Origin of the sequence: Pseudomonas sp. UBA5666, from assembly GCF_002420785.1 — a bacterium.
Classification (GTDB): domain Bacteria; phylum Pseudomonadota; class Gammaproteobacteria; order Pseudomonadales; family Pseudomonadaceae; genus Aquipseudomonas; species Aquipseudomonas fulva.
Map to the genome: position 1 here is coordinate 37,016 of NZ_DIIQ01000041.1, position 18,970 is coordinate 55,985.

Annotated in this window: 20 protein-coding genes and 3 tRNA genes; 16 read left to right on the forward strand and 7 right to left on the reverse strand. The window is 61.1% G+C overall.

All coding sequences use genetic code 11. The annotated features are described in order from the left end of the window. Positions 1-119: 119 nt before the first annotated feature. The 3 genes from B2Y33_RS17130 to B2Y33_RS17140 all read right to left on the reverse strand — a co-directional run bounded on the left by B2Y33_RS17130 (position 120) and on the right by B2Y33_RS17140 (position 645). Positions 120-196, reverse strand: a tRNA-Met gene (locus tag B2Y33_RS17130). Between the two features lie 160 nt (positions 197-356). Then, positions 357-433, reverse strand: a tRNA-Met gene (locus B2Y33_RS17135). 135 nt (positions 434-568) lie between these two features. After that, a tRNA-Met gene (locus B2Y33_RS17140) sits at positions 569-645 on the reverse strand. 214 nt (positions 646-859) lie between these two features. Between B2Y33_RS17140 and dinB the strand changes: the two genes are divergently transcribed. Continuing rightward, on the forward strand, positions 860-1,918 hold the full coding sequence (gene dinB, locus B2Y33_RS17145) for a DNA polymerase IV (RefSeq protein ID WP_371920340.1): 1,059 nt from the start codon (positions 860-862) through the stop codon (positions 1,916-1,918). 178 nt (positions 1,919-2,096) lie between these two features. On the opposite strand, the gene B2Y33_RS17150 is transcribed toward dinB, so the two are convergent. The 3 genes from B2Y33_RS17150 to B2Y33_RS17160 all read right to left on the reverse strand — a co-directional run bounded on the left by B2Y33_RS17150 (position 2,097) and on the right by B2Y33_RS17160 (position 6,214). After that, positions 2,097-3,047 carry a hypothetical protein gene (locus tag B2Y33_RS17150; RefSeq protein ID WP_288633187.1) on the reverse strand — a complete coding sequence of 317 codons (951 nt, stop codon included), beginning with the start codon at positions 3,045-3,047 and terminating at the stop codon, positions 2,097-2,099. A 20-nt stretch (positions 3,048-3,067) separates the two neighbouring features. Next, complete coding sequence (locus tag B2Y33_RS17155) at positions 3,068-4,783, reverse strand: proline--tRNA ligase (RefSeq protein ID WP_027914208.1); 1,716 nt, start codon at positions 4,781-4,783, stop codon at positions 3,068-3,070. A gap of 159 nt (positions 4,784-4,942) precedes the next feature. Next, a complete protein-coding gene (locus B2Y33_RS17160) occupies positions 4,943-6,214 on the reverse strand; it encodes an OprD family porin (RefSeq protein ID WP_027914209.1) in 1,272 nt (423 codons plus the stop codon). A 586-nt stretch (positions 6,215-6,800) separates the two neighbouring features. Here B2Y33_RS17160 and B2Y33_RS17165 point away from each other — a divergent pair. Both B2Y33_RS17165 and B2Y33_RS17170 read left to right on the forward strand, forming a co-directional pair. After that, entirely contained in the window at positions 6,801-7,232 is a 432-nt protein-coding gene (locus B2Y33_RS17165; RefSeq protein WP_140174662.1) for an HIT domain-containing protein, read from the forward strand. Then, entirely contained in the window at positions 7,222-7,428 is a 207-nt protein-coding gene (locus tag B2Y33_RS17170) for a SlyX family protein (RefSeq protein ID WP_206405712.1), read from the forward strand. Before B2Y33_RS17165 ends, B2Y33_RS17170 begins: the two co-directional genes overlap by 11 nt. A gap of 78 nt (positions 7,429-7,506) precedes the next feature. Here B2Y33_RS17170 and B2Y33_RS17175 read toward each other — a convergent pair whose 3' ends face one another. Then, positions 7,507-8,100 carry a cold-shock protein gene (locus B2Y33_RS17175; RefSeq protein ID WP_027914212.1) on the reverse strand — a complete coding sequence of 198 codons (594 nt, stop codon included), beginning with the start codon at positions 8,098-8,100 and terminating at the stop codon, positions 7,507-7,509. A gap of 273 nt (positions 8,101-8,373) precedes the next feature. On the opposite strand from B2Y33_RS17175, the gene B2Y33_RS17180 reads away from it, so the two are divergent. The 13 genes from B2Y33_RS17180 to tolB all read left to right on the forward strand — a co-directional run bounded on the left by B2Y33_RS17180 (position 8,374) and on the right by tolB (position 18,968). Next, positions 8,374-8,847: a Dps family protein gene (locus tag B2Y33_RS17180; RefSeq protein WP_023536324.1), complete on the forward strand. Its 474-nt coding sequence runs from the start codon at positions 8,374-8,376 to the stop codon at positions 8,845-8,847. Between the two features lie 138 nt (positions 8,848-8,985). Next, positions 8,986-9,315 (forward strand): ribbon-helix-helix domain-containing protein, encoded by a 330-nt coding sequence (locus B2Y33_RS17185; RefSeq protein WP_027914213.1) that lies wholly within the window; start codon positions 8,986-8,988, stop codon positions 9,313-9,315. Between the two features lie 92 nt (positions 9,316-9,407). Then, positions 9,408-9,629, forward strand: a complete 222-nt coding sequence (locus B2Y33_RS17190) for an FmdB family zinc ribbon protein (RefSeq protein WP_023536249.1) — start codon at positions 9,408-9,410, stop codon at positions 9,627-9,629. A 93-nt stretch (positions 9,630-9,722) separates the two neighbouring features. Beyond that, positions 9,723-11,498: an aspartate--tRNA ligase gene (gene aspS / locus B2Y33_RS17195; RefSeq protein WP_027914214.1), complete on the forward strand. Its 1,776-nt coding sequence runs from the start codon at positions 9,723-9,725 to the stop codon at positions 11,496-11,498. Positions 11,499-11,605: 107 nt separating this feature from the next. After that, positions 11,606-12,352 (forward strand): YebC/PmpR family DNA-binding transcriptional regulator, encoded by a 747-nt coding sequence (locus B2Y33_RS17200; protein ID WP_023536325.1) that lies wholly within the window; start codon positions 11,606-11,608, stop codon positions 12,350-12,352. A 160-nt stretch (positions 12,353-12,512) separates the two neighbouring features. Beyond that, entirely contained in the window at positions 12,513-13,037 is a 525-nt protein-coding gene (ruvC, locus tag B2Y33_RS17205) for a crossover junction endodeoxyribonuclease RuvC (protein WP_023536229.1), read from the forward strand. A gap of 108 nt (positions 13,038-13,145) precedes the next feature. Next, positions 13,146-13,763 carry a Holliday junction branch migration protein RuvA gene (gene ruvA / locus B2Y33_RS17210; protein WP_027914215.1) on the forward strand — a complete coding sequence of 206 codons (618 nt, stop codon included), beginning with the start codon at positions 13,146-13,148 and terminating at the stop codon, positions 13,761-13,763. Then, positions 13,760-14,806, forward strand: coding sequence for a Holliday junction branch migration DNA helicase RuvB (gene ruvB / locus B2Y33_RS17215; protein WP_023536242.1), 1,047 nt, complete (start codon positions 13,760-13,762; stop codon positions 14,804-14,806). The genes ruvA and ruvB overlap by 4 nt, the downstream gene beginning before the upstream one ends. Positions 14,807-14,931: 125 nt before the next feature. Continuing rightward, positions 14,932-15,384, forward strand: a complete 453-nt coding sequence (gene ybgC / locus B2Y33_RS17220; protein ID WP_027914216.1) for a tol-pal system-associated acyl-CoA thioesterase — start codon at positions 14,932-14,934, stop codon at positions 15,382-15,384. Between the two features lie 2 nt (positions 15,385-15,386). After that, positions 15,387-16,082 carry a protein TolQ gene (tolQ, locus tag B2Y33_RS17225; RefSeq protein ID WP_027914217.1) on the forward strand — a complete coding sequence of 232 codons (696 nt, stop codon included), beginning with the start codon at positions 15,387-15,389 and terminating at the stop codon, positions 16,080-16,082. Positions 16,083-16,096: 14 nt separating this feature from the next. After that, on the forward strand, positions 16,097-16,549 hold the full coding sequence (gene tolR, locus B2Y33_RS17230) for a protein TolR (RefSeq protein WP_003254760.1): 453 nt from the start codon (positions 16,097-16,099) through the stop codon (positions 16,547-16,549). Further along, a complete protein-coding gene (tolA, locus tag B2Y33_RS17235) occupies positions 16,549-17,670 on the forward strand; it encodes a cell envelope integrity protein TolA (protein WP_033694990.1) in 1,122 nt (373 codons plus the stop codon). Before tolR ends, tolA begins: the two co-directional genes overlap by 1 nt. Positions 17,671-17,696: 26 nt before the next feature. Next, positions 17,697-18,968, forward strand: coding sequence for a Tol-Pal system beta propeller repeat protein TolB (tolB, locus tag B2Y33_RS17240; RefSeq protein WP_023536327.1), 1,272 nt, complete (start codon positions 17,697-17,699; stop codon positions 18,966-18,968). Positions 18,969-18,970: the final 2 nt, after the last annotated feature.

Genomic DNA, 18,970 nt, shown 5'->3' on the forward strand with positions numbered 1-18,970 from the left:
GTAGCGCCCGCCGCTAATCGGGTATGCGCCAAGGCATGCAAGCGTCGCTTGCAAGTAAGGGGGGTAGAAACGAAAAACCCCGCGCGTATCGCTACGCACGGGGTTTGTTCTGACGAATATGGTTGCGGGAGCCGGATTTGAACCGACGACCTTCGGGTTATGAGCCCGACGAGCTACCAGACTGCTCCATCCCGCGTCAGAGGTGCGCATTCTACAGCGAAGCGCATTGGTGTCAAGCGTTTAATGAAGCGCGAGGCCAACGCTTGAACAGAGCAGGGCGCATCCATGCTTACCCTGTTGCCGTTTGACAGGCAAAGAAAAAGGCCACTGCGTTAACAGTGGCCTTTTCTTGAACTTGGTTGCGGGAGCCGGATTTGAACCGACGACCTTCGGGTTATGAGCCCGACGAGCTACCAGACTGCTCCATCCCGCGTCTGTGGGGCGGATTCTACAGCTTCAGCCGGTGGTGTCAAGTGCTACTCATTGATTTAGCGAGGTTTTTTACGAATTGCTTTTCGCGCGCGCAAAGAAAAAGGCCACTGCGTGAACAGTGGCCTTTTCTCGAATCTGGTTGCGGGAGCCGGATTTGAACCGACGACCTTCGGGTTATGAGCCCGACGAGCTACCAGGCTGCTCCATCCCGCGCCTGTGAAATCGAATTCTACGGATTTATCATGCAGTGTCAAGCAAATAGTGTGAAAAGCCCTTTTTGTTCAATCCTTTAGGTGTGTAAGGCGCGGGCTTGGGTAGCGCTCATGCAGTGAATGCCGGCGCTGCCCAACCATGCCCATGCTGTTTGAACCTGAAACCATGCGCTATTATCTGTATGAATTTACAGTGCTTATGGTCATACATGTCCCTGCGCAAGATCATCCACGTCGACTGCGACTGCTTTTATGCCGCCATCGAAATGCGCGACGACCCTCGTCTTGCAGGTCGTCCCATGGCAGTGGGCGGGTCGGCCGAAAGGCGTGGGGTCATCGCCACGTGCAACTATGAAGCGCGTGCCTACGGGGTGCGTTCTGCAATGTCGTCCCGTCACGCCCTCAAGTTGTGCCCGGACCTGCTGATCGTCAAACCTCGCTTCGAGGCTTACCGTGAGGCTTCTCGAGAGATACATGCCATCTTTCGTGACTACACCGACCTGATCGAGCCGCTGTCGTTGGACGAGGCCTACCTGGATGTCAGCGAAAGCCAATGGTATGCCGGCAGCGCTACACGCATCGCCGAAGACATCCGTCGGCGCGTGGCCCGTACCCTCCACATCACCGTCTCGGCCGGGGTGGCGCCCAACAAGTTTCTGGCCAAGATCGCCAGCGACTGGCGCAAGCCCAATGGCCTGTTCGTGATCAAGCCTGATGAAATAGAAGCGTTCGTGGCGGCGCTGCCGGTCACCCGTTTGCACGGTGTGGGCAAGGTCACTGCAGACAAGCTGACCCGCCTGGGGATCGAGACCTGCTCGCAGTTGCGCGACTGGTCTCGCCTGGCGCTGGTACGTGAGTTCGGCACCTTTGGCGAGCGGTTGTGGGGGCTGGCGCGTGGTATCGATGAGCGCGTGGTTCAAAACGACAGTCGACGGCAGTCGGTCAGCGTGGAGAATACCTACGACACCGACCTGCCGGACCTGCCCAGTTGCCTGGCACGGTTGCCGGAGTTGCTGCAGAGCCTGAACGAGCGCATCGAGCGAATGGACAGCACCTACCGGCCGGAAAAGCCTTTCGTCAAGGTCAAGTTCCATGACTTCACCCAGACCACCCTTGAGCAGGCAGGCGCCGGCAGGGACTTGGACAGTTACCGGCAGCTGGTGACGCAGGCGTTCGCGCGCGGTGGTAAACCTGTGCGATTGCTCGGTGTAGGGGTGAGATTACGGGACTTGCGCAGCGCGCATGAACAGCTGGAGCTTTTCCCGCCGGCATAGCGTGCAGTTGAAGGAAGGTGTTGAGAGACGCGAAAGTGCCGCTGTCATGGCGTACTTCAGGTTTATCGCCGACATGTAGGCTTCCATTATGGGGCCAGGCAGCGCGTAAGGCCTTTTAAAAGCAGTTGCCGGCGTTGAACCCACCACGGGTTCAACGCAGGTCAACCACAGGCGGCCATCAATGCCCGGGGTCGGCAACCAGTCGGCCAGTGGCTTTGGTCAAGGACTGCAAGAACTCCTGTTGCAACTCAGGATCGTTGCGCGTCAGCTCGATCAGGCTCTGCTCCAACTCACTGGCTTCCTCTTCAAGGCCCAGCTCGGACAGCCGCTTGACCCGGTGCACCCACTGGCTCACCTCATCATCTTCGAGGTCGTCGAAAATCAGCTCGTGAGCTTCACGCAGCTTGTTGCGCAGCGTGGCGCTGATCAACAAACTGGCATCACCGCGCACGGCATTGTCCTCATCGACCACTTGCAGGTGCAAGGTGCCGACGTGGTTGAGGTTCTGCTCCGAGAAGGGGCTTTCGAGCAGGTTCAGGCGCAGAATGCCCGCGCGGTCAGTGGTCAGCTCATAGGTGTTCTTGCCGGCCTTGACCTCCACCAGGCGCTCGCTCCACGGCATGCTCGTGGCCTCTTCGCGCTTGGCTTTCTGCACTTCGCTGATGCCTGCGAGGTTCTGCTGGGCGCGGCCATTGGAGGGCACGTTCATGAACGGATTAAGGCCGTCCACGCCATAACTGAGCCAATCGTGGGTAATGCTCTGGGGCAGGTTGCCCAGGGCGAAGACGTTGACCACGTTGGCACCCACGCCCGCCACCACCGCCACGGCGCCCAGCGGAATCTCGTAGATTTCCCGCCAGGGTTGGTAAGGGGTGTAGCGGTCGTAATGGCGCGTCACCTCGAACTCGGTGACCTCGAAACGCTTCTGCTCATGCACGCGTACACGTCGTTGCGGCAGCTCCATCACCTTCGGCTCGCCAACGTCGATCTGCAGGGTGTGTTCGAGCAGTTTGCGCTCGACGCGCTCCTCGTGGTCGCTGCGCTGGGGCATCTGGTTGGCGCAGCCGCTGACGAGCAGGACGCCGCACAGTGCGGCGCCCTTGAGCTTATAGGTACTTCGCTTGGACATGATCACTCGTGCATTGATTATCAGCGGCGAACGCGGGCCTGCAGGAAGGTCAGCACTTCTTCGAGTGGCAACACCTGGGCATCCTGCTCGGTACGGTGTTTGTATTCCAGGTTGCCATCGGCCAGGCTGCGATCGCTGACGACGATACGGTGCGGAATGCCGATCAGCTCCATGTCGGCAAATTTGATGCCGGGGCTGGTCTTCTTGTCGCGGTCGTCGAGCAGCACTTCGTAACCTGCCGCAGTCAGCTCGGCATACAGCTTGTCGGTGGCTTCGCGAACCACTTCGGTTTCATAGCGCAGGGGTACCAGGGCGATCTGGAAGGGCGCCAGGGCGTCGTTCCAGATAATGCCTTTCTCATCGTGGTTCTGCTCGATGGCCGCGGCCACCACGCGGGACACGCCAATGCCATAGCAGCCCATGGACAGCATGACCGGCTTGCCGTTTTCGCCCAGGACCTGGCACTTGAGCGCCTCGCTGTACTTGGTGCCCAGCTGGAAGATGTGACCCACTTCGATGCCACGCTTGATCACCAGGGTGCCCTGGCCATCCGGGCTTGGGTCGCCCTCGACCACATTGCGCAGGTCGGCCACCTGTGGCACTGGCAAGTCACGCTCCCAGTTCACGCCGAAATAGTGCTTGTCGTCGATGTTGGCACCGATACCGAAGTCGCTCATCAAGGCGACCGAACGGTCGATCACGCATTCGAGCGGCAGGTTCAGCGGGCCCAAAGAGCCTGCGCCAGCACCAATGGCCTCGCGCAGTTCGGCATCGGTGGCCATGACCAGGGGGTCGGCCACCTGTTCCAGCTTCGCGGCCTTGATTTCGTTGAGCTCGTGATCGCCGCGCACGATCAGGGCGACCAGCTTGCCTTCCTCGGCGCCGCGTACGATCAGGGTCTTGACGGTCTTTTCGATTGGCAGACCGAAGTTTTCGACCAGTTGGGCGATGGTCTTGGCATCGGGCGTGTCGACCAGGCGCAGTTCTTCGGTAGGGGCAGGGCGCACGGTTTCGCGCGGCACGGCCTCGGCCTTTTCGATGTTGGCGGCGTAGTCGGAGCTGTCGCTGAAGATCACATCGTCTTCACCGGACTGGGCAAGGACGTGGAATTCATGGGAATAGCTACCACCAATGGAACCGGTGTCGGCCTGCACTGGGCGGAAATCCAGCCCCAGACGGGTGAACACATTGGTGTACGCCTGGTGCATGCGGTCGTAGGTTTCCTGGAGGGAAGCCTGGTCGGCATGGAAGGAGTAGGCGTCCTTCATGATGAACTCGCGGCCACGCATCAGGCCGAAGCGCGGACGGATTTCATCGCGGAATTTGGTCTGGATCTGGTACATGTTCAAAGGCAGCTGCTTGTAGCTCGACAGCTCGTTGCGTGCCAGGTCGGTGATGACCTCTTCGTGGGTCGGACCCACGCAGAAATCGCGCTGATGCCGGTCCTTGACCCGCAGCAGCTCGGGGCCGTACTGCTCCCAGCGGCCGGACTCCTGCCACAGTTCGGCAGGCTGGATGCTGGGCATGAGCACTTCAAGAGCGCCGGCGGCGTTCATTTCCTCGCGCACCACGTTCTCGACCTTGCGCATTACCCGCAGGCCCATTGGCAGCCAGGTGTACAGGCCGGAAGCCAGTTTGCGGATCATGCCGGCACGCAGCATGAGCTGATGGCTGATGACCACTGCGTCGGCAGGGGTTTCTTTTTGGGTGGCGAGCAAATATTGACTGGTGCGCATGGTTAGCCGTGTCGATTGCCTAAGACGTTGAAATAGCCCCGCATTGTACGGGGGTGAAGCCAAGGCGTACAGGATGCCCCAGGGCGTCCTGCTTGTCAGCCAAGAAAAAGCCCGGCGCGGTCGCCGGGCTTTTCAGGTGCGAAGCGTTGCAAGCCAGGCTTACAGGATGCTCAGCGGGTACTCCACGATCAGGCGCAGCTCGTCCAGGGATGGGGAGCCGTAGTAGACGCCATCGGAGGAACGGTAGGTGGCTTGACGAACGCGGAAGCTCAGGTCCTTGGCCGGGCCTTCTTGCATCACGTACTTGATGTCGATGTCGCGTTCCCATTCCTTGCCGTTGCTGGTGGTGCCGGTGTCGGCGCCGCTGCCACGCACGTAGCGGGTCATGAAGCTCAGGCCTGGAATGCCATACTCGGCGAAGTTCAGGTCGTAGCGAGCCTGCCAAGACTTCTCGCCCTCGGCGTTGAAGTCGGAACGGGCCACGGAGTTGGCCAGGAACACGGTACCGCCACCGTCGACGCCGTAGCCATAGTCGCCGTCGCCGGTGACTTTCTGGTAGGCCAGGGTGAAGGTGTGAGCGCCGATGTTGTACGCACCGGACAGGCTGAACGCACGGTTGTCGAGCTTGGTCACGCCGTCTTTTTCGGCGCGCTGCAGGCCTTGGCCGTCGCTCTTGGTGTCATAGAAGTTGAAGTCGAACACCAGGCCTTGCTTGTCCGACAGCGGCAGCGCCCAGTTGACGTTGGCGTAGTATTTGCGCCAGTAGTCTTCGACCTTGGAGTAGTACAGGCTGGTGGACAGGCTGTCGGTGAAGGCATAGGTGCCGCCGAATACGTCGGCTTCCTTCAGGCGCAGGCTGTCGCGGTTGGTCTGCTCCTGACCGGTCAGGCTGGTGAAGCGACCGGCGTGCAGGGTCAGGCCCTTGATGTCGTTGCTGGTCAGCAATGCGCCCTGGGCGATTTCCGGCAGCAGGCGGCTATCGTCGGTGGCGAATACCGGCAGGGCGGTGAACTGGTCGCCGACTTTCAGCACGGTGTCGGAGATACGGAATTTGACCGCGCCGCCACCCTTGGAGTAGTCATCCTGCGCACGGCCGTCCGAGCCGTTCGGGAACAGGCCGGTGCCAGCACGGCCCTTGCCGCTGTCCAGTTTCAGCCCGAGCATGCCGATGGCGTCGATACCCACGCCGACGGTGCCCTGGGTGTAGCCCGACTCGTAAGTGCCCACGAAGCCGAGGCCGGTTTCTTCACGGCGGCTCTGGCCGCCTTCGTTGTTGCGGAAATCACGGCTGAAATACAGCATGCGAGTTTTGACGCTCAGCTTGCTGTCTTCAATGAAACCTTTGGACTCATCCTGCGAAGAGGCCAGTGCCATCTGCGAGGACCCCGCCGAAACGGCCAGGGCGATCATGCTCCACTTCATCACGCGCATCGTGACTTGCTCCTTTGGTTTTTTTAGGAAGAGTACCGCTGCATCCAGGTGTTCTAGTTATAGGGTGCAGCTCTTTCTTGTTATGTCGGCGAAAATGTATAGCACGCTGAAGGTCGTTGGCGATATGGCGCAAAGCACTCTGAATGGAACTTTTTGGCCGTGTCGCTGTCGGGCACTTCAGCGTCGCATCCGAGGGTGGTAACGCCCGGTGTGCAGGTGTTGCAGAGAGCATGCCGACTTGGCGTGAAGGCAATGCAACAAGCGTGCTCAACCTGGGCTTGCATTGATGAATTTTTCACGAAATTTTCAGGAAACCGTTTTAACCGCCGTAAATACGGGGGTTGGTCGGACTGGGCGTCCAGCCCGCTCATCGCGTCCATTCAGTTGGCTAGCTTGCTATCAAAGTCAATGTGTTACCGCAACATGTTAAGGCGGTGTCAATTGTGGTGGGTCAAGGCGCCAGTCAGCGTGGCGAAGCACCTTATTGGTGCGAAAAGTAGCGCTGTGTTACCGCAATCGCGCAAGGTATCCTTGCCGCCGTCTCTACCGCCACCGTGCGGGTCGCTTTGCCTGAAGGAGGTACGCCGTGTTCGTTCTTGATCCACGCTTGCAGCAGGACACTTGGGTGCTGGGCGATTTCGCCCTGTGCCAGTTGCTGCTGAGCCGAGATGCCAACTACCCCTGGTTCATCCTGGTGCCCAGGCGTGCCGAGGTCAGCGAATTGTTTGACCTCAGCCTGGCTGACCAGCACCTGCTCTGGCAGGAAACCACACAGCTTGCCGAGGCACTCAAGCGCAGCTACGGGGCCGACAAGATGAACGTGGCGACGCTGGGCAATGTGGTCAGCCAGATGCACATGCATGTGATCGTTCGCCAGCACGATGATGTGGCCTGGCCTGCACCGGTCTGGGGCAAATGCCCGGCCGTGGCCTATACCGACGCACAAGTACAGGCGGTACGCGCCCGCGTGCGAAATCTGCACCTTGAAGGTTTCCAGGAGGCCGCCCATGTCGCTTGAGCCAAGAATGGTCGAGCTGGAAACGCGCCAGGCATTCCAGGACGACACCCTGCAGGCGCTCAACGATGTGGTGGTCGAGCAAGGGCGCGTGATCGAGCGGCTGCAGTTGCAGATGGCCGAGCTGATCAAGCGTTACGAGGAGATGGCGGGTCAGCATGGCAGCGAGGGTGAAGAGGCGCCGCCGCCTCACTATTGATCATCGGGTCGTCAGGCCTGTCGCAGCCTTGGGCTGAGCGACAGGCCTGGTTTGAACGTGTTTAAGCCTGCTCGCCTGTCAGCGGCGCGTGACGGCGACCACGTCCTCGGCCTGCAGGCCTTTGTCGCGGTGCATCACCGAGAACTCGACGCGTTGACCTTCTACCAGGATGCGATGGCCTTCGCCGCGGATGGCGCGAAAGTGCACGAAGATGTCATCGCCTGAGTCCCGGGAAATGAACCCGAACCCCTTGGACGTGTTGAACCACTTGACCGTGCCCGTATCTCGGTTGCCGGCCTCGGTCAGTGGCTGTTGGCTGCTGCGTACCTTGCGCGCGCCCTGGGCAAAGCCTGCGCCCAGGTGCAGGGCCACAGCCAGTGCGGCGCACACCAGCGCCGCCAGGTTGCCAAGCTCTGGTCGAGCGAGCACGGTAAGGGTTTGAAGTACCACAGCCACCACCAGCAGGGCACAGGCGAGATATTGCAGTTGCTGCCTGGCACCTCGGTAGTACAGCGGTACGACAGGGGCCAGGATCAGGTTGAGCAAGCCGAACAGGGCCAGATAGACCGCGTCGGGTTGTTGCAGGAAAGGCGTTGCCTCGGTTTTAAGACTGGGAATGAACGCTAGCAGCAAGGCTGCCGCGCCTGTCACCAGGTGGACGATCTTGAACATGGGATTGGCTCACATTGATTGAAGCTGATCACGGGAAGAGCTGACGGCCCGGTGCGCATGAAGTGTTGGCGCGAACACGTGGCCTTCTGCCTATGCATTCGGCAATTACAGTCCGCACGAATGGCACGCTGCCTATTTAACCGTAAACCTGCAGGGTACTCAAACTGCCACCCGGCGCCCTGCCTGCGGCCACCTGGCAGAGGCACGGCGCTCAGAGTGTTGCTAAAGTGGTCGGCACCCGCTTGGGTTTCACGTTTTCCGAAGGGGAGCATCATGGCAATCGATATAGGCATCAGTGAAGAAGATCGCAAGTCCATCGTCGATGGGCTTTCCCGCCTGCTTTCAGATACCTACGTGCTGTATCTGAAAACCCACAATTTCCATTGGAACGTCACCGGACCCTCGTTCCGTACCCTGCACCTGATGTTCGAGGAGCAGTACAACGAGCTGGCCCTGGCGGTGGACGCCATTGCCGAGCGCATCCGCGCCCTGGGTTTCCCGGCGCCTGGGTCCTACGCGTTCTACGCCAAGCACTCTTCCATCAAGGAAGAGGAGGGCGTCCCTCCAGCCGACGAGATGATCCGGCAACTGGTGCAAGGGCAGGAAGCGGTGGTGCGCACCGCCCGCAGCATCTTCCCGGCAGTGGACAAGGTCAGCGATGAGCCAACCGCCGACCTGCTCACCCAGCGCATGCAGGTGCACGAAAAGACCGCATGGATGCTGCGCGTACTGCTCGACGAGAAATAACCGGGCCATGCCGGCAGGCCTTTCCAGGGTGACTGGGCGGGCCTGCCGCTTTCTGTGCGGGAAGGGTTTGCCGCTGCTCTGCAATGGCCCGTTCGGCGCTTGATACACCCCTTGGTTCAATCATCAGGAGGTGTGCAGATGGCTCAGTCTGGGAAACGGACGGCAGGTCAGGGGCGCTGGCCCGGCAAGCAATGCGTCGACCCATTCACGGCAGATTTCGACATGCTGCAGACCCAGCCTGTGTCTCGCTCGGTGCGGCTCAACGGTTTTTCCACCTGCCTGCGCCTCGAGGCCGTGTATTGGGGTATCCTCGAGCGCATTGCCGCTGCCAACCAATGCTCGGTCAGTGCGGTGTTGTCCTATGTAGACCGTGAGGTGCACCTGCGCCAAGGGGGCGTGCGCAACTTCAGCGGCCTCATACGGGTGATCTGCGTGGCCTGGTTGCAGCAGCCGCCGACGTCGCACTGATCGCCCGGCGGGCTGCGCAGCGCTGGTTAACCATATATAATCCCGCCTTTTGCTGCCCAGGCAGCCAGCGTTATGGTTGACGAGAGACATCCATGCCCCTTTACGACTATCAATGTGCATCCTGCGAGCATCGCATGGAAGTGCTGCAGAAAATCAGCGCCGCGCCGCTCACCGACTGCCCGGCCTGCCAGGCGCCGGCGATGAAGAAACTGCTATCGGTGCCCGGCTTTCGCCTGAGCGGCAACGGCTGGTACGAAACCGACTTCAAGACCGGTGCGAAAAAGAATCTGGCAGGCGGCGACAAGGCCGACTGAGTTGAATGCTATGACCGGGTCTTGCAGTATTAGCCCTCCGGGCGGCCAAGGCCTCCATCGAATACACGAATCACGAGAAGCGAAACCACCATCATGATGCGCAGCCATTATTGCGGCCAACTGAACGAGAGCCTGGACGGCCAGGAAGTCACCCTTTGCGGCTGGGTCCATCGTCGCCGGGACCACGGCGGGGTGATCTTCCTCGACATCCGTGACCGCGAGGGCATGGCCCAGGTCGTTTTCGATCCGGATCGCGCCGACACCTTCGCCGCAGCCGACCGTGTGCGCAGCGAGTACGTCGTGCAGATCACCGGCAAGGTCCGCCGTCGCCCGGAAGGTGCTGTGAACAGCAACATGGCCTCCGGTGCCATCGAAATCCTCGGCTATCAGCTCAACGTGCTGAACGAAGCCGAAACCCCGCCGTTCCCGCTCAACGAATACTCCGACGTTGGTGAGGAAACGCGTCTGCGCTACCGTTTCATCGACCTGCGTCGTCCTGAGATGGCCGACAAGCTGCGCCTGCGCTCGCGCATCACCAGCAGCATTCGACGCTTTCTCGACGAAAACGGCTTCCTCGATGTGGAAACGCCGATTCTGACCCGCGCCACGCCTGAAGGCGCGCGCGATTACCTGGTGCCAAGCCGCACCCACGCCGGCAGCTTCTTCGCCCTGCCGCAATCGCCACAGCTGTTCAAGCAGTTGCTGATGGTCGCCGGTTTCGACCGCTACTACCAGATTGCCAAGTGCTTCCGTGACGAAGACCTGCGTGCCGATCGCCAGCCAGAATTCACCCAGATCGACATCGAGACCAGCTTCCTGGACGAGTCCGAGATCATGGGCCTGACCGAGAGCATGATCCGCAAGCTGTTCAAGGAAGTGCTGGACCTGGAGTTCGGCGAATTCCCGCACATGACCTTCGAGGAAGCCATGCGTCGCTATGGCTCCGACAAGCCAGACCTGCGCATCCCGCTGGAACTGGTCGACGTCGCCGACCAGCTCAAGGACGTGGATTTCAAGGTGTTCGCCGGCCCTGCCAACGATCCTAAATGCCGCGTCACCGCGCTGCGACTGCCAGGCGGCGCCAGCATGCCGCGCAGCAAGATCGACGAGTACACCAAGTTCGTTGGCATCTACGGTGCCCGCGGCCTTGCCTACATCAAGGTCAACGAGCGTGCCAAGGGCGTTGAAGGCCTGCAGTCGCCGATCGTCAAGAACATCCCCGAGGCCAACCTCAACACCATCCTCGACCGCGTGGGCGCCGTTGACGGCGACATCGTGTTCTTCGGTGCCGACAAGTTCAAGGTGGTCAGCGAAGCGCTGGGCGCCCTGCGTATTCGCCTGGGTCACGACTTCGAACTGTTCACCTGCGAGTGGGCACCGATGTGGGTCGTTGACTTCCCCATGTTCGAAGAAAACGAAGACGGCAGCTTCACCGCGCTGCACCACCCGTTCACCGCGCCCAAGTGCACGCCCGAGGAACTGGAGGCCAACCCGGCCACGGCCCTGTCCCGTGCCTATGACATGGTGCTCAATGGCACCGAACTCGGTGGCGGTTCGATCCGTATCCACCGCAAGGAAATGCAGCAGGCCGTGTTCCGCCTGCTGGGTATCGAAGCGGCGGAACAGGAAGAGAAGTTCGGCTTCCTGCTCGATGCCCTGAAGTTCGGTGCACCGCCTCACGGTGGCCTGGCCTTCGGCCTGGATCGCCTGGTCATGCTGATGACCGGCGCCCAGTCGATTCGTGAAGTGATTGCCTTCCCGAAAACCCAGAGCGCTGCGTGTGTCATGACCCAGGCACCGGGCATGGTCGACGCCAAGGCATTGCGCGAGCTGCACATCCGTCTGCGCGAGCAGACCAAGGTCGAGTAATCGGCCCGGGCGCAGTCGGCGGTTGCGCCCACGCGCTTCGGCGCAGTCTTTCCACGTTCCGCCCTTCGGGGCGGAACCTGTTTCTGTTACAAGGATCGGGAGTCGTTATGGCGGGTCATTCCAAGTGGGCGAACATCAAGCACCGCAAAGAGCGCCAGGATGCCAAGAGGGGCAAGGTATTCACCAAGTGGATCCGCGAGCTGACGGTCGCCGCCAAGCAAGGCGGCCCGGACCCTGCCTCCAACCCGCGCCTGCGCCTGGCGCTGGACAAGGCACTGGGTGCCAACATGAGCCGCGATATCATCGATCGCGCGGTGGCCCGTGGCGCCGGCACGAACGAAAGCGACAACGTCGAAGAGCTCAGCTATGAAGGTTACGGGCCGGGCGGTGTGGCGATCATGGTCGAGGCCATGACCGATAACCGCAACCGCACAGCTGCGGCAGTGCGCCATGCCTTCACCAAGTGCGGGGGCAACCTGGGCACCGACGGTTCGGTCGCCTACCTGTTCGAGCGCAAGGGGCAGATCAGTTTTGCTCCGGGCGTGGAGGAGGATGCCTTGATGGAGGCGGCGATGGAGGCCGACGCCGACGACGTGGTGGCCCACGAGGATGGCTCGTTTGACGTGTTCACCTCGTTCAACAGCTTCTACGCCGTGCGCAATGCCTTGGAAGAGGCCGGCTTCAAGGCGGCCGACGCCGAAATCGTGATGCAGCCGACCACCAGCGCCGAACTCGATCAGGAGGGCGCCGAGAAGGTACTCAAGCTGATCGACATGCTCGAAGACCTGGACGACGTACAGAACGTCTACTCCAATGCGCAGATTTCCGACGAGATCATGGAAAACCTCGGCTGAGGGCTTTCTGGCGCACCATACTGACGCCTTCGGGCGTTTGTACAGGCCCTTTCGCAGGGCGCCCGTGGCACAGGTGGCAGCACTGGCGACCTGGCCAGGGGGTTGACCTGCGAAAGGGCCTGTACTGTTTGCACACCGCTTCACTTCAACGACAGGCGCTATGACTCTGATTCTAGGTATCGACCCCGGCTCGCGCATCACAGGTTATGGCGTTGTTCGCCAGACCGCACGTGGTTGCGAGTACGTGGCCTCAGGCTGCATCCGCACAGGCAGTGGTGAACTGCACGAGCGTTTGCAGATCGTGTTTCGTGGGGTCAGCGAAGTCATCGGCCAGCATGGCCCGGTGACCATGGGCATCGAGCGGGTGTTCATGGCCCGCAACGCCGATTCGGCCCTCAAGCTGGGGCAGGCCCGAGGCGCGGCCATCGTCGCAGCGGCTGAAGCAGGGCTGGAAATCGCCGAGTACAGCGCCACCCAGGTCAAGCAGGCGGTGGCTGGTACGGGCGGGGCGAACAAGGACCAGGTGATGATGATGGTCATGCACCTGCTCAAGCTGACCCAAAAGCCCCAGATCGATGCTTCCGACGCGCTGGCCATTGCCTTGTGCCATGCCCACACCCGTTCGAGTCTGGTGCCCCATGGGCTGTCTACGGCGCGTCGGCGCGGTGGGCGCTTGCGTCTGTAAGCGCTTCATGCGCTGATACACATTTTGTGCAGGCGGAGCGTCCGCCTGCCGTATTTGCTGATAGGGTTGAGCGGCCATCGGGCAGCTCCCCGTGAAAAGGATCGAAACGTGATCGGACGTTTGCGCGGCACCCTGGCGGAAAAGCAGCCGCCGCACCTCATCATCGACGTCAATGGCGTGGGCTACGAACTGGAAGTCCCCATGACGACGCTCTATCGCCTGCCCAAGGTCGGCGAGCCGGTAACGGTGCACACGCACCTTGTGGTGCGTGAAGACGCCCACCTGCTCTATGGCTTTGCCGAAAAGCGCGAGCGCGAATTGTTCCGCGAGCTCATTCGGCTCAACGGTGTGGGCCCCAAGCTGGCCCTGGCACTGATGTCCGGGCTTGAGATCGATGAGCTGGTGCGCTGCGTGCAGGCCCAGGACGCCTCGGTATTGGTACGCGTACCCGGTGTAGGCAAAAAAACGGCAGAGCGCCTGCTGGTCGAGCTCAAGGACCGCTTCAAGGCTTGGGAAACGTCCCCGGCCATGTTCGCGCTGGTGTCCGATGGGCCATTGCCGGCCGCCAGCGAGTCCAGCGCCGAGGCGGATGCGGTCAGCGCCCTGGTGTCCCTGGGCTACAAGCCCCAAGAAGCGAGCAAGGCCATCGGCGCGATCAAGGACAAGTCGGGGCTTTCCAGTGAAGAGCTGATTCGCCGCAGCCTCAAGGGGATGATTACCAAGTGATCGAAGCCGACCGCCTGATCGCTGCCAGTGGCCGCGACCGCGAAGAAGTCCAGGATCGCGCCATCCGGCCCTTGCGGCTGGAGGAGTACATTGGCCAGCCTGTGGTGCGCGAGCAGATGGCACTGTTCATCCAGGCGGCGCGCGGGCGCAGCGAGTCGCTCGACCACACGCTGATCTTCGGCCCGCCAGGCCTGGGCAAGACCACCCTGGCCAACATCATCGCCCACGAGATGGGGGTGTCGGTCAAAAGCACCTCGGGGCCGATCCTCGAGCGCCCTGGCGACCTGGCCGCCATGCTGACCAACCTTGAGCCTCATGACGTGCTCTTCATCGACGAGATCCACCGGCTGTCGCCGGTCGTCGAAGAAGTGCTCTATCCAGCCATGGAAGACTTTCAGCTCGACATCATGATCGGCGAAGGCCCGGCGGCCCGCTCGATCAAGCTCGACCTACCACCTTTCACGCTGGTCGGTGCCACGACGCGCGCCGGCATGCTCACCAACCCGCTGCGCGACCGTTTCGGCATCGTGCAGCGGCTGGAGTTCTACAGCGACAAGGACCTGGCGACCATCGTCAGCCGTTCGGCCAACATCCTGGGCCTGGTCATCGAGGACCTCGGTGCCTATGAGATCGCGCGCCGTGCCCGCGGCACACCGCGCATTGCCAACCGCTTGCTGCGGCGGGTGCGCGATTACGCCGAGGTACGCGGCAAGGGCCAGATCACCAAGGCCGTGGCCGACATGGCGCTCAACCTGCTGGACGTCGATGAGCGCGGCTTCGACCATTCCGACAGGCGCCTGCTGCTGACCATGATCGAGAAGTTCGACGGTGGCCCGGTCGGCGTCGACAACCTTGCCGCCGCCATCAGCGAAGAGCGTCACACCATCGAGGACGTGCTTGAGCCTTACCTCATCCAGCAGGGCTACATCATGCGTACGCCCCGTGGCCGTGTAGTGACCCGACACGCCTACCTGCACTTCGGGCTGAATGTTCCCGGGCGATTGGGGGAGGGCGCGGATTTTTCCGAGCCGGGTGATGAATGACAGATCGAAACACGCTTTTCGTGGTCCTACCGCTGGCATGCCCAGGGGGCCATGGCACCCGGATATCGATAGTGAAAAAACAGTTGTCACAGCGGATTGGCAAGCCAAGGAGTAAGCACTAGAGTATGCGCGCGCAAAAAGGCCTGGAACCGTTCGCACACCGTTGTCGCGTCTATTACGAAGATACCGATGCCGGTGGTGTGGTGTATTACGTCAATTACCTGAAATTCATGGAGCGCGCGCGCACCGAACGCTTGCGGCACCTGGGCTTTTCCCAGTCGCAACTGGCTGAAGACAACCTGCTGTTCGTGGTCCATTCCAGCGAAGCGCGTTACCACGTGCCGGCGCGGCTGGACGATGAATTGCGGGTGACCGCGCAAGTACTTGAACTCAATCGCGCCAGCTTGCGCTTCGTGCAGCAAGTGTGGCGGGAAAAGGACGACGCACTGCTTTGTGAAGGGCGGTTTCTGATCGCCGCCGTGCGCGCCGACACTTTCAAACCCCGAGCCATACCTCCCCAGCTGCGCGACGCCTTTGCGGCAGACGGCTCGGGTAATCAATCGAATGCAGGAGAATAAGCGTGGAAGCTAACGTCGTCGACCATACCTCCATGTGGAGTCTGGTCAGTAACGCCAGCGTTGTGGTGCAGCTGGTGATGCTGACCCTGGTGGCCGCCTCGGTCACCTCGTGGATCATGATTTTCCAGCGCAGCACCATGCTGCGCGCCGGTCGTCGTGCGCTCGATGCTTTCGAGGAGCGCTTCTGGTCGGGTATCGACCTGTCCAAGCTGTACCGTCAGGCAGGCAGCAACCCGGACCCGGACTCGGGTGTGGAGCAGGTCTTCCGTGCAGGCTTCAAGGAGTTTTCCCGTCTGCGCCAGCAACCTGGCGTTGATCCGGACGCCGTGATGGAAGGGGTTGGCCGTGCCATGCGCGTCGCCATCTCCCGCGAAGAAGAAAAGCTCGAGCAGAGTTTGCCGTTCCTGGCGACCGTGGGTTCGACCAGCCCCTATATCGGCCTGTTCGGTACCGTGTGGGGCATCATGAACTCCTTCCGCGGCCTGGCAAGTGCGCAACAAGCCACGCTGGCTACCGTTGCCCCCGGCATCGCCGAAGCGCTGATCGCCACGGCCATCGGCCTGTTCGCAGCCATTCCGGCGGTCATCGCATACAACCGCTTTGCGGCCCGCAGTGAAACGCTGATCAGCCGTTACTACACCTTCGCCGACGAGTTCCAGGCGATCCTGCACCGCAAAGTGCACACCAGCGAAGAGTAATCAGGTACAAGCCCATGGCCCGAGTTCGCCACAAACGCAAGCCCGTCGCCGAGATGAACGTGGTGCCCTACATCGACGTGATGCTGGTGCTGCTGGTCATCTTCATGGTGACGGCGCCCATGCTCAATCAGGGCGTGAAGGTCGATCTGCCCAAGGTTTCCAGCGAAGCCTTGCCGCAGGACAACAACGTCCAGATCCTCACCATTTCCATCAAGGCCGACAAGACCTACTACTGGAACCTTGGCAGCGAAGTCGATACCGACAAGCAAATGGACAAGGCTATGACCTTGCCGGCCATGACCGACGCCGTTACCAAGATCATCGCGGCCGGTCGCGACCAGGGCAAACAGACCCAGGTATTCATCCGTGGCGACAAGGCGGTGGACTACGGCGCGGTCATGGGTGCCATGGGCGGGCTGCAGAAAGCCGGTGTCGGTAACGTCGGCCTGATTACCGAGGCACCCTGATGCAACAGCGAGAGCCCTCTGCCTCGGAAAGCTACTTCTGGCCCAGTGTCTGGGCCATCGGCCTGCATGTGCTGGTGTTTGGCATGCTGTTCGCAAGCTTTGCCATGACGCCTGAACTGCCACCGTCCAAGCCGATCGTTCAGGCTACGCTCTATCAGCTCAAGTCCAAGAGCCAGGCGACTACCCAGACCAACCAGAAGATTGCCGGGGAAGCGAAGAAAACCGCTTCGCGTCAGACCGAGGTCGAGCAGCTTGAGCAGAAGAAGGTCGAGCAGGAAGCGGTGAAAGCCGCGGAACAAAAGAAAGCCGACGCTGCTCAAAAGGCCCAGGAGGCACGCGAGGCTGCCGAGGCCAAAAAGGCCGAGGACGCGGCCAAGGCTGCCGAAACGGCCAAAGCTGCTGAAGCCAAGAAAGCGGCCGAAGCCAAGAAGGCCGATGAGGCGAAGAAGGCTGCCGAGAAACAGCAAGCTGACATCGCCAAGAAAAAGGCTGAAGAAGAAGCGAAGAAAAAAGCCGAAGAAGAGGCCAAGAAGCAGGCCGCTGAAGAGGCGAAGAAGCAAGCTGCCGAGGAGGCCAAGAAGAAAGCCGCCGAGGATGCGAAGAAAAAAGCGGCCGAAGACGCCAAGAAGAAGGCGGCAGCGGCCGAAGAGGCGAAGAAGAAGGCAGCCGAGGACGCCAAGAAAAAGGCCGCAGCGGATGCCCAGAAGAAAAAGGCACAGGAAGCAGCTCGCAAGGCGGCTGAAGACAAGAAGGCACAGGCCCTGGCCGAGCTCTTGTCCGACACCACCGAGCGGCAGCAGGCGCTGGCCGACGAGCAGGGTGACCAGGTGGCCGGCGACTTCGACGACCTGATCCGTATGCGCGCGGCAGAAGGCTGGGCTCGCCCGCCATCGGCGCGTAAAGGCATGACGGTGGTACTGCAGATCAACATGTTGCCCGATGGCACCATCACCAGCGTCAGCGTGGCCCGGTCAAGCGGTGACGGCCCCTATGACAGCTCGGCGGTGGCAGCGGTGAAGAACATCGGTCGCCTGACTGAAATGCAGGGCATGAAGCCGAGCGATTTCAACCAATATCGCTCGTTCAAGATGACATTTACACCTGAGGATCTAGCGTTGTGATTAAACGTCTGAGAGGACTGCTGGTCATGCTGTGCTGCGTGGCAGGCATGGCCGTAGCAGAGGAAAAAAACATCCTGGTCACCAGTGGCAGTGACCGGGCAACGCCAATTGCAGTGGTGCCGTTCGCTGTTCAGGGTGGCAGTGTGCTGCCTGAAGACATGGCCGACATCATCGGCAACGACCTGCGCAACTCCGGCTACTACTCGCCCATCCCGCGCCAGAACATGATCAGCCAGCCCTCCCAGGCCAGCGAAGTCATCTTCCGCGACTGGAAGGCGCTGGGTGCCCAGTACGTGATGGTGGGCAGCATCGTGCCCTCCGGTGGTCGCCTGCAGGTGCAATACGCCCTGTTCAACGTTGCCACCGAGCAGCAGGTCCTGACCGGCAGCGTTGCCGGCACCACCGACCAGTTGCGCGACATGTCGCACTACATCGCCGACCAGTCGTTCGAGAAGCTCACCGGTATCAAGGGTGCCTTCTCCACGCGCATGCTGTACGTGACGGCCGAGCGCTTCTCTACGAACAACACGCGCTACACCCTGCAGCGTTCGGACTATGACGGTGCCCGCGCCGTGACCCTGCTGCAGTCCCGCGAGCCGATCCTGTCGCCGCGCTTCGCGCCCGATGGCAAACGCATCGCCTATGTATCGTTCGAGCAGAAGCGCCCGCGTATCTTCGTTCAGCACATCGACACCGGTCGCCGTGAACAGGTCACCAACTTCGAGGGCCTCAATGGCGCACCTGCCTGGTCGCCCGATGGTTCGCGCCTGGCCTTCGTGCTGTCCAAGGATGGGAACCCGGACATCTATGTGATGAACGTGGCCTCGCGTCAGATCAGCCGCGTGACTGCCGGCCCTGGCATCAATACCGAGCCATTCTGGGGTAAGGACGGCAACACCCTGTACTTCACGTCCGACCGTGGCGGCAAACCGCAGATCTACAAACAGTCGGTCAGTGGCGGCAGCGCCGAGCGCGTAACGTTCGTGGGTAACTACAACGCCAACCCGAAACTCTCGGCAGACGAAAAGACCCTGGTGATGATTCACCGCCAACAGGGTTTCACCAACTTCAAAGTTGCCGCTCAGGACTTGCAACGCGGAAGTGTAAAGATTCTCTCGGAAACAAGTCTTGATGAGTCTCCCACTGTTGCGCCCAACGGCACCATGCTAATCTACGCCACCCGCCAGCAGGGCCGGGGAGTCTTGATGCTCGTGTCGCTTAATGGCCGCGTGAGGCTCCCACTTCCTACCGCTCAAGGCGAAGTCAGAGAACCGTCCTGGTCCCCTTACCTGAACTGATT

Bases quoted from the DNA above. Each gene is read 5' to 3' on its own strand.
- B2Y33_RS17150 (WP_288633187.1), bottom strand. From the start codon at position 3,047: ATGTCCAAGCGAAGTACCTATAAGCTCAAGGGCGCCGCACTGTGCGGC.
- B2Y33_RS17155 (WP_027914208.1), bottom strand. From the start codon at position 4,783: ATGCGCACCAGTCAATATTTGCTCGCCACCCAAAAAGAAACCCCTGCC.
- B2Y33_RS17160 (WP_027914209.1), bottom strand. From the start codon at position 6,214: ATGCGCGTGATGAAGTGGAGCATGATCGCCCTGGCCGTTTCGGCGGGG.
- B2Y33_RS17170 (WP_206405712.1), top strand. From the start codon at position 7,222: ATGTCGCTTGAGCCAAGAATGGTCGAGCTGGAAACGCGCCAGGCATTC.
- B2Y33_RS17175 (WP_027914212.1), bottom strand. From the start codon at position 8,100: ATGTTCAAGATCGTCCACCTGGTGACAGGCGCGGCAGCCTTGCTGCTA.
- B2Y33_RS17180 (WP_023536324.1), top strand. From the start codon at position 8,374: ATGGCAATCGATATAGGCATCAGTGAAGAAGATCGCAAGTCCATCGTC.
- B2Y33_RS17185 (WP_027914213.1), top strand. From the start codon at position 8,986: ATGGCTCAGTCTGGGAAACGGACGGCAGGTCAGGGGCGCTGGCCCGGC.
- B2Y33_RS17190 (WP_023536249.1), top strand. From the start codon at position 9,408: ATGCCCCTTTACGACTATCAATGTGCATCCTGCGAGCATCGCATGGAA.
- aspS (WP_027914214.1), top strand. From the start codon at position 9,723: ATGATGCGCAGCCATTATTGCGGCCAACTGAACGAGAGCCTGGACGGC.
- B2Y33_RS17200 (WP_023536325.1), top strand. From the start codon at position 11,606: ATGGCGGGTCATTCCAAGTGGGCGAACATCAAGCACCGCAAAGAGCGC.
- ruvC (WP_023536229.1), top strand. From the start codon at position 12,513: ATGACTCTGATTCTAGGTATCGACCCCGGCTCGCGCATCACAGGTTAT.
- ybgC (WP_027914216.1), top strand. From the start codon at position 14,932: ATGCGCGCGCAAAAAGGCCTGGAACCGTTCGCACACCGTTGTCGCGTC.
- tolR (WP_003254760.1), top strand. From the start codon at position 16,097: ATGGCCCGAGTTCGCCACAAACGCAAGCCCGTCGCCGAGATGAACGTG.
- tolA (WP_033694990.1), top strand. From the start codon at position 16,549: ATGCAACAGCGAGAGCCCTCTGCCTCGGAAAGCTACTTCTGGCCCAGT.
- tolB (WP_023536327.1), top strand. From the start codon at position 17,697: ATGCTGTGCTGCGTGGCAGGCATGGCCGTAGCAGAGGAAAAAAACATC.